Below are 13,984 nucleotides of genomic sequence, written 5' to 3'. Positions count from 1 at the left end.
TCATCAGCCGCCCGCGGAAAGCGAAGGTGTATGGGGGCTGCGGACCTCGGCAAAGAAATTCTGAATTAAAGTAATCTGCACTTTATCTAATAATTAACACTCAAAAATGAGTTTCAATAAAATACAATGACTGCTATTAGGTAGCCATTGTATTTTCAAAACTTTATGATGACCAATAACCCCTTATTAAAACATTTACTAAACCACCAATAATAATGATAAAACCAAGTAAATAGAACCAAATCATCAAGACAATAACAGTTCCTAAGCTGCCATAATTTACCGAGTAATCGGCGAGAAAGTTAACATAAAAAGAGAACCCATAAGAAATCGCCTGCCATAAAATTGTGCTAACAAGTGCTCCCCAAACGGCATCCTTTAAGTAAATTCGCATACTTGGCGCAAGTTTATACAGTGCAAGCAGCACAATAAAGAAAATAAAACTTGAAATCACCCAGCGAAGCGTATCCCAAATAGCAAGAAAACTCGACTCTAAATTAAAAAATGCGAAGACATGCTCGCCGATTACTCTTCCAAATACAGGGAGTAATAGGGAGACAATAATTACAATGACCATTGCAATCGTTAAGACAATCGCGATTAGCCTCGAAACGATATAAGAACGACTTTCATTAATCTCATAGGCTTTATTGAATGCCTTTACAATCCCATGCACTGCATTTGATGCCGCCCACAACGTACCGATGATTCCAATTGAAAGTAGCCCTCCATTTTGCTGATTAATTATCCGAGAAACATTCAAATTAATAAAGTTTACAATATCGTCTGGAGCATAATAGCCGATAATATCGATGATCATTTGCTCATTAATTGGCAAATATGCAACGAGATTCAACAGAAACAAAAGAAAAGGGAAAAGGGACAGCAGGAAAAAATATGCTAATTGTGCAGCTATACCAAATATATCCACTTGATCCATGCGCCGGAACAACTGCTTCCAAACCGCAATAATATTTTTCACTCACACCGCCCCCACTATGGATTTCGCCGATAATGAAAGCCGGCATGCTTGAGATGCCGGCTTATTTTTTGTTACAATATTGTTCACGTCCAGCTTCAGCGCCCGTGCTCCTAGCGAGACTTCCCTCACCTCCGTACGATAAGTCAACATCGACTCGCTAGGATTAAGGAAGGCCGACTAAAATCGGGCATTCGCCAACGTCGAACCACCTCACGTCCGTGAGGCGCAGTCCATACGTAGCTAAACGGGCACTTACGCCTTTGTTATTAATTTACGACTTTAACTTCTTTTTTATTCACGAATTTATCTAAAGTACCTTCCACTTGCTCTAGTGCGTTAATTGTACTTTCAGCTCCATTTGTGATGCTATGGTTTAATTGGTCAACCGTATTTCGTACATTTTCAATTGCTTCTGCTGGATTTTGTAACACATATGTTGCTCCTGATTTTGCCTCATCAAGTTTTGTCTTTGCATAAATTCTAGTTTCTTTATCTGCTAAAGTTGCCAAGCCTCCAACAACCGCACCAATAACTACACCTAATATTAATTTTTGTCTGCCCATTTCAATATCTCTCCTTTTATGTAAGTGAATGTTTTTCCTTTATATAGTTAAGCAGCTGGGTACATCCCTCAGATACTAACTGATACGTATAATCGAAATTTCCAGTATAATATGGATCTGGAACATTTTCTTCCCTTGCTTGATCAACAAAGTCCATAAGCCTTGCGATAACAACCTGATCATCCTGAGACTCGCGGATCTGATGAAGGTCTTCTACATTTTGCTCGTCCATGGCAATAATATAATCAAAATCATCCCAATCCTTTTCATTTACCTGGCGAGCAGTGATTCCATCATAAGAAATCCCTTCTCGTTTCAGCACCTGACTCGTTCCTTTATGTGGTCCCTTACCGGTATGCCAATCACCAGTTCCACCAGAATCTACTGCAATTTTATCCGCTAAATTATCCTTTATTATCAGATCACGGAAAACCGCTTCTGCCATTGGTGACCTACAAATATTCCCTAAACAAACGAATAGTACATGTATCATTATTATAACACCTTTCTATCTTTAACTACATTATACGCAATTAATGACCTTCTAAGCAAAAATTGTAACCAATCATTTGGTCGAAAAAATACTAATTTGTCGTTTTTTCACTGTACCATTATTATGGCTTATTTTACCTCTAAATGTAAACCCTAAGGAAAAAAGCAGCGAAAGCGAAGTCAGCATAATAAAAGGGGACGACATATTTAAGAGTAGGTCATCCCCTTTCATTATGCGATTGGCTGAATACACTGTGGATCATTATGCTTTGCTGCATTTACATAGTCTCCAACATTATATGCCTTTAACTTTTCCATTTCGATTGTTTGTAAAAACTGCTTCGCCCTCCCAGGTTGTAACTTTTGTGGCGTAATCCACTCATCTTCCCTGTCTTTTGGTAAAATAATCGGCATGCGGGGATGAATATCCCGCATGAATGGATTCGAATCCTTCGTCAAGATGGTGCAAGTAAATAATGTTTTACCATCCTGCACCCATTTATCCCAAAGCCCAGCAAAAGCAAATAATTTACGATTTTTTAACTCGATACGCTTTGGTTGCTTGTTACGTTCTGTTTTTTTCCATTCATAGAAGCTATCAGCTACAATTAAACATCGTTTCTGCGCCATTAAGGATTTAAAGCTTGGTTTCTCATCTGCTGTTTCGCTTCTTGCATTGATCATTTTATAACCAATTTTTTCATCCTTAGACCAGGATGGTACGAGTCCCCAGCGTAAATATCCTGCACGCTTTTCCCTGCCATTATGAATAATTGCTAATACTTGCTGACCTGGTGCAATATTAAAGCTTGTTTGATAGGATTCGATCCGGTTTTCTAAATCAAATTCCTTTAAGACTTCGAGTTCATCTGCTAGCAGTGTATAGCGACCACACATTTTCCCCACTCCCTTCACTCTAAAAAATACTCAAATCCCATTGATTCGCAATATGCCGCAACAGGCGAATACCGGCGATACTATTCCCCTGCTTATCAAGAGCTGGGCCATATACGCCAATCCCACATCCATCAAGAAATGGCAATGGATTGTTCCTTGCTCGTGGTGGGACAACGGCGACTATGCCCCCAGATACACCACTTTTTGCTGGTATGCCAACATATGCAGCAAATTTTCCAGAAGCATCATACATACCACATGTTAGCATCAGCGCCTTTGCAAGTCTTGCAACCTGCCTCGGAATTATCTCTTCTTGTGTTCTTGGATCAACGCCATCATTTGCAAGAATCATTCCTAATTTAGCCAAATCATCAATCGTTATTTCAATCGAACATTGCTTAAAGTAAGTTTCTAACGTGAGATCAAGCTCTGATTCTAAGTAGCCCATCTCCAATAAGTAATAGCCAATTGCTCTATTACGTACCGATGTTTCATTTTCCGACTCATATACATCGATATTCAATGGCGGACGATAGCCCAATATCTTCTCTAGCAATTGATAAAATCCTTCGAGCTTCTGTTCAGATGTGCTGCCATTCAACATAGAAGTTACGGTAATTGCACCTGCGTTTACTAATGGGTTAAACGGCTTCTTCACCTGCCTTGTTTCCAGATGCATAATCGAGTTGAATGCCCCCCCTGTTGGTTCGACATCAACCTTGGATAGTACATAAGAAACTCCCCTTTGTATACACGCAACAATGAATATAAATACTTTAGATATACTCTGGATGGTAAATGGAATCTCAACATTTCCAGATCTAATTTCCATTCCATCTATCCCAAGAATCGAGATTCCCAGATGTTGCTGATTCGCTTCTTGCAAAATCGGGATATAAGAAGCTACCTCCCCTTCGCCCGTATTCTTTTGATAAAAGTTCACCCAGTCATCGACATAATTCTGAAGCCATTTTTGTGTCGTCTGTGTATTCCAGTTTACAATTCCTTGTACCATAAGCCCCTCCTTTTTTGGAATAGTATGTGTGTCGATAAATGTAATTATGTTAGAGAATGCCTATACATTGATTTTACCTTTTATAGGGTTGTAATACAAAAAGGGAGGGTTGGAAAAAAGGTTTAGCAATTGTTCACTGGTTGGAAGTTATTCATAAAGACTCTCGGACCAGTCGCTCCAGAAATACACTTCGCTTTCCGCGGGGAACTGGTGAGCCTACAAGCGCTGTCGCACTTCGTTGTCTCACCTAGGATCTTCTTCCCGCAGAAGTCTCCGTGTATTTCTTCCGCTGAGTATTGCTGAATCCTTCGAAGAGTATTTTCTTGCTTACTGACTTTTAATGTTCAGTAAAGTTAAGTAATGAAATCGGTGAATAACAACTATAATTTCAAAATTCACCTTAAATCGCACTATATATCAAGTATCTTTCATTATTTTCTCCTCAATTTGGCACCGTTTTTTCATAAAACAATCAATACAAAAAATTGTGTATAAAAAAAGAGACTAGCATATGCTAGTCTCATAGTCTGTTAATTATTTACCAATAAATTGCTGTGTCCAGTAGTTACCATTTTCAACGTATCCTACACCAATGTGTGTGTATTCGCCGTTTAAGATGTTAGCACGGTGACCTTCACTGTTCATCCAACCTTCTACTACTTCTGCTGGTGTGCGTTGACCCAATGCAATGTTTTCACCTGCTGTACGGTAAGTAATACCGAAGCTCTTCATCATATCAAATGGTGAACCATATGTTGGGCTGTTATGGTCGAAATATCCGTTTGTAGCCATGTCATTTGATTTCTCACGTGCTACTTTGCTTAACTCTGTATCAATTTTAAGTGCAGATAAACCTTGTTTTGCTCTTTCTTGGTTCGTTAATTCTACAACTTCTTGTTCAAATTGGCTTAATGCAGCGTTTTGATTATTGTCTTGAGTTTTTTGCTCAGCTGGCTGTTCTTGTGTTGGTTGTTGTGCTGGCGCTTTTGGTTGTTTTTGTTCCTGTTGTTTCGCTGGTGCTTTTGGTTGATCTACTTTTTGTACTGGTTGCTTCACTTCATTAATTTTATCTTGAGATAAAAATTCTTTTATATTTGCATCTGTGATACTACCTTTTTCCCCGTTCACAGAATAATAGACTTTATATTGAACATTCGATTGATCAGCATTTGCTTGCGCATCTGCAGTTGATGTAAAAGCACCTCCAAAAATTAAAGCTGTTGATAATGCTGTAACGACACCTATCTTTTTAAGCATATACTGACACTCTCCTTTTGTTTTGTTTGCTTCTGTCTTGCAAAACTATCATAGCACAGGTTTTTTGTAATATTTGTGGTAGGATTTCCCATACCAGATAAATAGAATTAGGACTTTTGCACCATTTATTTAAACCCTTGATAATAATAGATTTCGCAGTTAACAAATTTACATCAAAATGGTAAATTCCCGTTTTTTTGGCAAAAACTTCATTTAAATTGCGATTGACACCTTTTAAAATCAGCCTTATTATTTCAAAGGGTAAAAAAGTGTAATGTAAATGTCACTTGATTTGTACCACTCTCTAAGTTAGTTTAATAACCTGACTTTTCGCAGTTAAATTGATGAAAAAACAGCCTTGAACCCATGTGAATACAGGATTCTTGGCTGTTTCTATTTGACATAAAGTTCTTGTGTTTCATCCTTTATTATCTTCTCCTAGAATTTTTTTAATTTCTCCTAAAACATATATTTTTTCTACAATCTAAATCTAATTTTTTTCCAATATCGTCAAGTATCTCATCATAATGGTCAAACAGATAATAATTTCCATGGACCTCTGTAAATTACAATAATTCGCTCATCTAATTCTTCATGTTCACTGGTTATAGTGTCGTCTCTGTCTTGTTAAGAAACAGAATAGGCGTCGAATTTATGATGCCTTGTGCAACTGCCCGTCGCATTAGAAAACTAAGGCTGTCACCAAGCCTTTGGGTGACAGCCTTAGTTGCACTTATGTAGTAAGAAAGTCGTTATACTTTCTTACCTACCAAAAAGAGACTAGCCGAGGCTAGTCTCTTAATCTCTTACTTATTTACCAATAAATTGTTGTGTCCAGTAATTACCATTTTCAACGTATCCTACACCAATGTGTGTGAATTCGCCATTTAAAATGTTAGCACGGTGACCTTCACTGTTCATCCAACCGTCAACTACTTCTGCAGGTGTACGTTGACCCATTGCAATGTTCTCACCTGCTGTACGGTAAGAGATACCGAAGCTCTTCATCATATCAAATGGTGAGCCGTATGTTGGGCTATTATGGTCAAAATATCCTTTTGATGCCATGTCGTTTGATTTTTCACGAGCTACTTTGCTCAATTCTGTATCAATTTGAAGTGCAGATAAGCCATATTTTGCTCTTTCTTGGTTCGTTAATTCTACTACTTCTTGTTCATATTGACTTAATGCAGCATTTTGATTATTATTTTGAGCCTTTTGCTCAGCTGGTTTTTCTTGAGCCGGCTGTTGTTGTGTTGGAGCTTTTGGTTGCTCTGCTTGTACTGGTTGTTTTGCTGGTGCTTTAGGTTCTTCTACTTTAACTGGTTGTTTTGCTGGAGCTTTTGGTTGTTCTACTTGTACTGGTTGTTTTGCTGGAGCTTTTGGTTGTTCTACTTGTACTGGTTGTTTTGCTGGTGCTTCTTGTTCTTTTTGTACTGGTAGTTCTACTTTTTGTTCTGCTTGCTTCCCTACATTAACTTGTGGCAACGTAATATTATAACGATCCATTACTTTACCAACTATATTATTTAGTTTATCCTGTGATAACAATTCTTTTATATTTGCATCTGTGATACTACCTTTTTCTCCGTTCACAGAATAATAGACTTTATATTGAACATTCGGTTGATCAGCATTTGCTTGCGCATTTGCAGTTGTTGTAAAAGCACCTCCGAAAATTAAAGCTGTTGATAATGCTGTAACGACACCTATTTTTTTAAGCATCCTCTTACACTCTCCTTTTGTTTTGTTTGCTTCGTCCTTGCAAAATAATCATAGCACGCTTTTTTTGTAATAATTATGGCAGGATTTCCCATAATAGATAAATAGAATTATAGCTTACTGACCATTTCCCCCAAACCCTTGTTAATAATGGATTTTGCATTCGACAAATCTACATCAAAATGGTAAATCCTCGGTCTTTTGGTAGAATCTTCATAAAAAAGGCTGTTGACACCTTTTAAAATAAGCCTTTTTGTTACAAATCATAAAAAAGTGTAACGTAAATGAAACTTGATTTGTGCCTGCTTGTTGCGTTAGTTTAATAGTAACCTCTTTTATATAATGAGGGGTACTGTCGTTGTTGTGAATTTTACTTCAGCGAGCCGCGTCCCCAGAAACGCTTATCTAAAATAGTAGTTATATAGAAGAAACTGTCAACATTGGAGGAACCAAATATGTTTTCAAATGCAGAAATCGGAATAGATTTAGGTACTGCAAACGTTCTCGTCTATTCTAAGACAAAAGGAATTGTTCTAAACGAGCCATCTGTTGTGGCTATTGATATTAATACAAAACAAGTTGTTGCTGTTGGTATAGAAGCGAAGGAAATGATCGGGAAAACACCACAAAACATTATTCCGATTCGCCCATTAAGAGACGGCGTTATCGCAGATTATGATGTTACTTCCCAAATGTTAAAGGCATTATTAAAGAAGGTAAGCAAGAAGATTGGCATCTCGATGCGCAAACCGACTGTCGTTGTTTGTACTCCTTCTGGAAGCACAACTGTAGAACGACGTGCGATTCATAATGCTGTTACAAGCTATGGCGCAAAACATGTCCATTTAATAGAAGAACCAGTTGCAGCTGCAATTGGTGCGGATCTACCTGTTGATGAGCCAATTGCTAATGTCGTGATAGACATTGGCGGTGGAACAACTGAGGTTGGAATTATTTCATTTGGCGGTGTTGTCTCTTGTAATGCTGTCCGCATCGGTGGCGATAAGATTGATGAAGAGATTATCCAAAATATCCGTAAGCAATATAATGTCCTCATCGGCGAACGAACAGCAGAAAATATTAAAATGGAAATTGGTTATGCACATCCCAATCATAAAGAAGTGACGATGGAAGTCCGTGGTCGTGATATGGTTACAGGTTTGCCGAAGACGATTATCGTATCATCAACTGAAGTATATGCAGCGATTAAAGAATCCCTTGAGCAAATTTTAGAAACGGTTCGTGCTACATTGGAAGATTGCCCACCAGAGCTTAGTGGCGACATTGTCGACCACGGAATTGTGCTAACTGGCGGCGGAAGCTTGCTGAACGGCATGCAAGAATGGCTCGCAAATGAGATCAATGTTCCCGTTCATATGGCACCGAACCCTTTGGAGTCTGTAGCAATTGGTACTGGACGAGCTTTAAAGATGTTAAATAAACTGCAAAAAGCAGCAAAATAATTAAAATTTATCTTGTGCCCCATACATCTCGTTGATGTGTGGGGCTTTTTATATTCGAAATATATGGTGATCTTAAACCGTACTATTTCAATACCCAAATATGACACACGACAATTCAATGATTTGATTAATTATGAACCCTTTTTCTAAAGAGTTTATTCGGATACCAATTGTTTAATCATCCTGTAATTAATCAAAGAAATGTTTCTGCGTTCCACAATCTGAGACCTGATTACCCGATATCCATGACGTTCAAAAAAATGTTTTGCGGTAATACTTGCTTCTGTATCCATTTCAGAAAGCCCCATTTCCTTCGCTCTGGATTCAAGCATATGTACTAATGCTGCAGCTATTCCTTGCTTCTGAAAATCCTTATGAATGTAAAGCCTGTCCAAATGCCCATTATAATCCATGTCACTGAATCCGACGATTTTATCATTCATTTCAGCAACATATGAAATGTTATTGCTTAAAGATTCGCTCCAGTTTTTCAATTTGATTTCTATTTCATCAATGGGTGCCCATGCATTAAGTTGTTCTATTGAATAATCTGCTGCGTTTACTGCGTGTACCGTTTCTTGAAATAAAGAAACAATTTGGTTGATATCCGAGCTTTGAAACTTTCTAATCCTCATTTATTTTGTACCTCCCTGTTCCGGTGTTCAATAAAATGGTTTTACAATTAATTCTTCTTGTTATAATAACTAACAAACCCATATATGAAATGAAAATCCTGTTATTCTATTAATGAACCAGCACTAACTAGTATAATAACTTAAAGTCGACCTATAAGGACTATTCTTTTAGAAATTCAATTGGCATATCTTTATTTAATTTAACAGTTAAATTTCTAAATTCACTTACTTTATCCCCTTCAGTCATTTCAAAATCAATATCACTACTAATTTGTCCTTCATGCTGGTGAATTTGGTGACTCCCTTGTAAAATAACAGAACTAGACCCACCTAACCATGTGGAATTTGAATGGGATAAGGATTGGCACCTTACCTTTGAATTAAAAAAATTAGAAGATAACAGAACAGAGTTTACCCTCATCCGTTCTGGGTGGTATACAGAAGAAATAACCGATTTCGTTCAACCGCACACAGCTATTCGTGAACACATGAAGGGTGGCTGGGAAAAAATTGTAAAAGATAAACTCCCGGCCTATATTGAGGTTTAGATGGTTAACCAACCTAAGCATGATGTTCTTCAAGCAATTTCCGATCCTACTCGACGCAGTATATTAAAATTACTTACAGAAAAGGAATTATCAATAGATGAAATTGCAGAAAACTTCCCAATAAGCCGCACAGCTGTGAATAAACACCTGTATTTTCTCTCGATTTCTGGTCTTGTCATAAGCCAGAAGATTGGACGTGAAACCCGCTATAGACTTAATCCAGATCCATTAGTTGAAATACAAAATTGGCTTACATTTTTAGAAAACTATTGGGAGGATAAGCTATCAGCTCTTAAAAAATTTGTAGAAGAAGATTTGAAATAAGATTGTGTTTGGTAACAATCTTATTTCTCTTTTTAAATATATTTATTTAGCTAACTTTCCCCTTTAATTCAACAACTCTATACATCAACATCATAATATTAATCAACCTTTTTATCACGTAACATTATCTTTCATGGGTATAAGTTTATATCGTTTATCTGATTATAAATCATATTTAAATAATTTAGGTATCTATTATACGTAATTGAACTTTCATTATGGTGAAATATGATATGTTGCATTTTATGTTTTAAATAACCTCGTGGCAGCATCGAATATTTCGCCAAATGTTTAAATGATAGCCTTGTGGCAAAAATTTCCAGATAGGCTGATTGATTACTCCCTGGCATTCTTGTCTTATTTAGAGCTTGAATCATTTGTTCAGCTTTCTCTATTCCTATTCCATGCCCAAAATATGTGCCATCTTCGAGAACTACGGCATTTTCTCCTTGCCACCAAGGAGTTTCTCGATTAAAATCTGGATTATTAAAGTAAACGACATCCCCAGGTAAGAAATGACTCGTTTTAATGTCGTGTATTCCAAGATCAGAATCAGAATGCCAGCTATATAAATAGAGGTTACGGAATAATTGATTAAATAAATGTTCATCAATACTGCCTAGAACAGCATGGTAATAGATAATTATTATTGCAGTAGCACATTCAAACGCATATAGTGCACTATTCTTGTAAATGTCTCGAATAGCATCAGATGGTTCTGCATCATCCCTTAATCGGAATCCGCCAGCTTCTGTCAATTGCCAATATTGGGGGTTACAACGAGAATTTGCTAAGTTCGCAAACGGTGAAGCGCCTTGATTCATGGATCTTGAACTTTCTATGATGTTTTTTCTCAGCTTGAGTTCAAATGATAATTCGTACATGGATTGATATGAATAAACGATTGGAGCTTCCTGCATTCGTTGAATTATTACACTTTCAATACTATCAGATGGCCAGTTACCACTTTGTTTAAACTGCATCCCTGCTAGTTGTATCACAATCCTTCACTCCAATCTAAATATCATTAGTAGTATTACCAGCATATTCAACATTTTTTAATGTGTTGTTGAATTGCACTATACAATATTAAAATTGTTTAATTCTAAATCCATAAATGCACATTATCCTGTTTTTTTAGAGAATCTGATAATCTTTAGTTTTCTCCACTTGAATGCAGTTTGCTTCACAAAACATCAGCAAATCTTCGTAAACAGCAGCCAGGGTAAACAATGATATTCTTTCAATTCCTCCTATCTCAATCTTCTCTTCTTCCTTCAGGTGTTAATTTATCCTTATTCAAGATGAACATCCCCATTTCAAATCCAGTTTACCTTATTTTATCACATTTCCCACAATATTAACTGAATATTCAAATTAGAAACATAGCTATAACATACTTAAACGCTAATTATTGTAAAAAAGTATCAGTCATTTATTGAGAAAATTTTTCCTTTTCTTCAACATGCGGATAATGGGCTGATTGCTCAAATGCAATAAATTCCCTCTGATCTGCTTCAATTCTATCAAAGTATGTTTTTGCTACATTTGATGAGGTCATATGATCATATTTTCCCATCACAAAATAAACTGGAATGTCAAGTTTTGTTACGATATTTGGCAATGGATTTTCCAATATATCCTTTAACAGCACTTCCTGAGAATAAGCCATCCAATTGTTACCGAAAAGCATCTAATAAGTTATATTCACTGCCTAATAAAACACTTAGAATATCGCCTGGATTATCGATAAGTCTTGCATAACCACCATATTTTATAACATACTCTCGCGGTGTTATCGTATCGCCATTTTCAATTTGGCCCGTTAGACTTTGCAAATATAACACATCATCATGATTGCCCTCTATTTCAGCCTGTTCTATTACATATGATAAGCCGTCAAGCTCGCTTTCTGTTGTATCGCCCATCTGCCCGATACCAATATATGCTGCATATTTTTCAGGGGCTTGATTTGCAGCCTGTATACCAATATATGTACCAGCAGAATGTCCCTTTAATATGACTTTTTCTTGCCCCAGACGTTCTGATATGTAATCTGTCATCGCTAATAAATCCTCTACAAGTAAATCCGTTGTCAGATTAGAATAGTCCTCAAAAAAATGATATGATTTACCACTTGCCCTCTGATCATATTGTACGACGGTAAAACCTGATTCCAATAAGTCCTGATATTCAGCAGCATATGGGATTTCCGGAGTTCCAGGTCCCTCGTGAACTATATTCTTTCCTTCTTGTCTTGAAATAAAACATTCTTCAACACTCCTGGGCCGTATCTACAATAAAAAAATGCCACTTATACTTAATAATCACTTAAGTTAATCTTAATCAGTTTCTAATAAATAGCCTCTCCATTTGTAATATAATAGTGACTAACATCATCTCAAATGAAAATAAGGAATGGAGATTGCTTTGTAACAATGACTACTTCCAAAAAGGAGATGAGTTACATCAAAGGAAACTTAGGATTTTCCGAGCAATCCGAATCGTTCAAATATTCAAGTCAATAAATGCTAAGTATAGAATCATATGTCACCATACTTTTTGGAATCCTCAATATTTTAGCGACGACTATGGAAGGAACAGCGCAGACTTTCTTAATGATTAACTTGGATTTGGATGGGTATCCTTTAATTAGAGAGGACAATAAAATTAAATTGTGGAAAACCACTTTAGAGAGGAAAATATATATGCAAGGAAACCAAAATGAAATGAAGATTTTACTTAACAAAGTGCCACAAGTGACGATTTTCTTTTGGATCATCAAAGTTTTGTGTACAACTGTTGGTGAAACATTTGCTGATTTCATCAATTTCAACATTGGACTTGGTTTAACTCTTACTACCATTATTATGGGAGTTGCGTTTTTGATTGCATTGTTTTTTCAATTTAAAGCAAACAAATATGTTCCATCCATTTACTGGGTAACAGTTGTGCTTATAAGCGTATTTGGAACACTGGTAACGGATAATTTGACAGATAATATGGGCGTACCACTTGAGGTTAGTACAGTTGTATTCTCGGTGCTACTAGGACTGACTTTTCTATTTTGGTATCTTAGTGAAAAAACACTATCGATCCACTCGATTTTTACTAGAAAAAGAGAAGTTTTCTACTGGCTTACGATCCTTTTCACCTTCGCACTTGGAACAGCGGTCGGCGATTTATATTCCGAACAACTTGGTCTAGGTTATCTTAACACAGGAATAGGCGTTGTTATTATTATTGCTCTTGTGTTCTTAGCTTATAAATTTTTCAAACTTGACGGAGTATTAGCTTTCTGGATTGCGTATATTTTAACTCGTCCGCTTGGAGCGTCACTTGGGGATTACCTATCTCAATCAAAAATAAATGGCGGATTAGGACTCGGAACAACCATTACGAGTGTGGTTTTTCTTACCGCGATTTTAGCGATCATCATTTTCCTTGCCGTTTCAAAAATTGATACAAATACTAAAAGTGATATAGCGAAAACAAACCAAAGTAATACAAATAAGAAAAATGTGCTAACACAAACGATTGTTGTACTCATAATTTTCTTAGTTGTTGGTATAGGTGGTTATAACTGGCTCAGTAATAATATTGCATCACAAGGTGCTTTAGTGCAACAAGCTACATTAGCAGGTCAATTAAATGATTTTGTTAAAATTGAAAATGATATGCTAAACTCTGTAAATACAAACGGCGTTGCTTCAGCAAAAAAAGGCGCTGATAATTTGGAACATCAGTGGGATACACAAGAACCTAAGCTTCGAAATATTGATAGCACTACATGGACAAAAATTGATGGAACAATTGACTCTTTGCTAGCAGCAGTGCGTTCATCGAATCCTGATGTAAACAAGTGTAAAACGGCACTTAACAATTCACTTAGTACCATAAACGCAGCAAATAAATAATAATCTTAGGAATCGCCAATGGCGATTCCTCTTTAAATGGAACGCTTATGAAACTAAACGCTTACTATTGTTCAATAAATCGAGTAGGAGGGGCGATCCCCCCCAAAAGCCATCAAGCTAACAAAAAACAGAAAATTTTATTATCTCTTTCATATTTCATGCCACTCCA

The 13,984-nt window shown here is 36.7% G+C and carries 13 protein-coding genes and 1 pseudogene; 4 read left to right on the top strand and 10 right to left on the bottom strand.

Annotation, left to right across the window (positions count from 1 at the left end; translation table 11 throughout):
• Positions 1 to 163 precede the first annotated feature (163 nt).
• The 7 genes from CWR48_RS06710 to CWR48_RS06680 form a co-directional block, all read right to left on the bottom strand.
• Entirely contained in the window at positions 164 to 982 is an 819-nt protein-coding gene (locus CWR48_RS06710) for a YihY/virulence factor BrkB family protein (protein WP_115772444.1), read from the bottom strand.
• Positions 983 to 1,248: 266 nt separating this feature from the next.
• Complete coding sequence (locus tag CWR48_RS06705; RefSeq protein WP_115772443.1) at positions 1,249 to 1,545, bottom strand: YtxH domain-containing protein; 297 nt, start codon at positions 1,543 to 1,545, stop codon at positions 1,249 to 1,251.
• 16 nt (positions 1,546 to 1,561) lie between these two features.
• Entirely contained in the window at positions 1,562 to 2,038 is a 477-nt protein-coding gene (locus CWR48_RS06700) for a low molecular weight protein-tyrosine-phosphatase (protein WP_115772442.1), read from the bottom strand.
• A gap of 230 nt (positions 2,039 to 2,268) precedes the next feature.
• Complete coding sequence (locus CWR48_RS06695) at positions 2,269 to 2,934, bottom strand: SOS response-associated peptidase (RefSeq protein WP_115772441.1); 666 nt, start codon at positions 2,932 to 2,934, stop codon at positions 2,269 to 2,271.
• 19 nt (positions 2,935 to 2,953) lie between these two features.
• Positions 2,954 to 3,949 carry a glutaminase gene (locus CWR48_RS06690; RefSeq protein ID WP_115772440.1) on the bottom strand — a complete coding sequence of 332 codons (996 nt, stop codon included), beginning with the start codon at positions 3,947 to 3,949 and terminating at the stop codon, positions 2,954 to 2,956.
• 534 nt (positions 3,950 to 4,483) lie between these two features.
• Positions 4,484 to 5,206, bottom strand: coding sequence for a CAP domain-containing protein (locus CWR48_RS06685; RefSeq protein ID WP_115772439.1), 723 nt, complete (start codon positions 5,204 to 5,206; stop codon positions 4,484 to 4,486).
• An 810-nt stretch (positions 5,207 to 6,016) separates the two neighbouring features.
• Complete coding sequence (locus CWR48_RS06680) at positions 6,017 to 6,931, bottom strand: CAP domain-containing protein (RefSeq protein WP_115772438.1); 915 nt, start codon at positions 6,929 to 6,931, stop codon at positions 6,017 to 6,019.
• A gap of 452 nt (positions 6,932 to 7,383) precedes the next feature.
• Here CWR48_RS06680 and mreBH point away from each other — a divergent pair, with 452 nt between their 5' ends.
• Complete coding sequence (mreBH, locus tag CWR48_RS06675; RefSeq protein ID WP_115772437.1) at positions 7,384 to 8,391, top strand: rod-share determining protein MreBH; 1,008 nt, start codon at positions 7,384 to 7,386, stop codon at positions 8,389 to 8,391.
• Between the two features lie 155 nt (positions 8,392 to 8,546).
• Here mreBH and CWR48_RS06670 read toward each other — a convergent pair whose 3' ends face one another.
• Positions 8,547 to 9,026 (bottom strand): GNAT family N-acetyltransferase, encoded by a 480-nt coding sequence (locus CWR48_RS06670; protein WP_115772436.1) that lies wholly within the window; start codon positions 9,024 to 9,026, stop codon positions 8,547 to 8,549.
• Positions 9,027 to 9,364: 338 nt separating this feature from the next.
• On the opposite strand from CWR48_RS06670, the gene CWR48_RS06665 reads away from it, so the two are divergent.
• Both CWR48_RS06665 and CWR48_RS06660 read left to right on the top strand, forming a co-directional pair.
• Positions 9,365 to 9,574, top strand: coding sequence for a hypothetical protein (locus CWR48_RS06665; RefSeq protein WP_245976742.1), 210 nt, complete (start codon positions 9,365 to 9,367; stop codon positions 9,572 to 9,574).
• A complete protein-coding gene (locus tag CWR48_RS06660; RefSeq protein WP_115772434.1) occupies positions 9,575 to 9,898 on the top strand; it encodes an ArsR/SmtB family transcription factor in 324 nt (107 codons plus the stop codon).
• Between the two features lie 131 nt (positions 9,899 to 10,029).
• Here the strand turns inward: CWR48_RS06660 and CWR48_RS06655 are convergent, their stop codons facing one another.
• Both CWR48_RS06655 and CWR48_RS06650 read right to left on the bottom strand, forming a co-directional pair.
• Positions 10,030 to 10,899: a protein-glutamine gamma-glutamyltransferase gene (locus CWR48_RS06655; protein ID WP_115772433.1), complete on the bottom strand. Its 870-nt coding sequence runs from the start codon at positions 10,897 to 10,899 to the stop codon at positions 10,030 to 10,032.
• Between the two features lie 434 nt (positions 10,900 to 11,333).
• Positions 11,334 to 12,192 (bottom strand): annotated as a pseudogene (locus CWR48_RS06650) (alpha/beta fold hydrolase).
• Between the two features lie 414 nt (positions 12,193 to 12,606).
• On the opposite strand from CWR48_RS06650, the gene CWR48_RS06645 reads away from it, so the two are divergent.
• Positions 12,607 to 13,815 carry a COG4705 family protein gene (locus tag CWR48_RS06645; protein ID WP_115772432.1) on the top strand — a complete coding sequence of 403 codons (1,209 nt, stop codon included), beginning with the start codon at positions 12,607 to 12,609 and terminating at the stop codon, positions 13,813 to 13,815.
• Positions 13,816 to 13,984 lie beyond the last annotated feature (169 nt).

Origin of the sequence: Oceanobacillus arenosus (assembly GCF_003369575.1) — a bacterium.
Taxonomy (GTDB): domain Bacteria; phylum Bacillota; class Bacilli; order Bacillales; family Amphibacillaceae; genus Oceanobacillus; species Oceanobacillus arenosus.
This window is presented reverse-complemented; position numbering and strand designations above follow the sequence as displayed.

What these genes read in the sequence shown, in the direction of transcription:
- CWR48_RS06705 (WP_115772443.1), bottom strand. Translation starts at nt 1,545, where the DNA reads ATGGGCAGACAAAAATTAATATTAGGTGTAGTTATTGGTGCGGTTGTT.
- CWR48_RS06700 (WP_115772442.1), bottom strand. Translation starts at nt 2,038, where the DNA reads ATGATACATGTACTATTCGTTTGTTTAGGGAATATTTGTAGGTCACCA.
- CWR48_RS06695 (WP_115772441.1), bottom strand. Translation starts at nt 2,934, where the DNA reads ATGTGTGGTCGCTATACACTGCTAGCAGATGAACTCGAAGTCTTAAAG.
- CWR48_RS06690 (WP_115772440.1), bottom strand. Translation starts at nt 3,949, where the DNA reads ATGGTACAAGGAATTGTAAACTGGAATACACAGACGACACAAAAATGG.
- CWR48_RS06685 (WP_115772439.1), bottom strand. Translation starts at nt 5,206, where the DNA reads ATGCTTAAAAAGATAGGTGTCGTTACAGCATTATCAACAGCTTTAATT.
- CWR48_RS06680 (WP_115772438.1), bottom strand. Translation starts at nt 6,931, where the DNA reads ATGCTTAAAAAAATAGGTGTCGTTACAGCATTATCAACAGCTTTAATT.
- mreBH (WP_115772437.1), top strand. Translation starts at nt 7,384, where the DNA reads ATGTTTTCAAATGCAGAAATCGGAATAGATTTAGGTACTGCAAACGTT.
- CWR48_RS06670 (WP_115772436.1), bottom strand. Translation starts at nt 9,026, where the DNA reads ATGAGGATTAGAAAGTTTCAAAGCTCGGATATCAACCAAATTGTTTCT.
- CWR48_RS06660 (WP_115772434.1), top strand. Translation starts at nt 9,575, where the DNA reads ATGGTTAACCAACCTAAGCATGATGTTCTTCAAGCAATTTCCGATCCT.
- CWR48_RS06645 (WP_115772432.1), top strand. Translation starts at nt 12,607, where the DNA reads ATGCAAGGAAACCAAAATGAAATGAAGATTTTACTTAACAAAGTGCCA.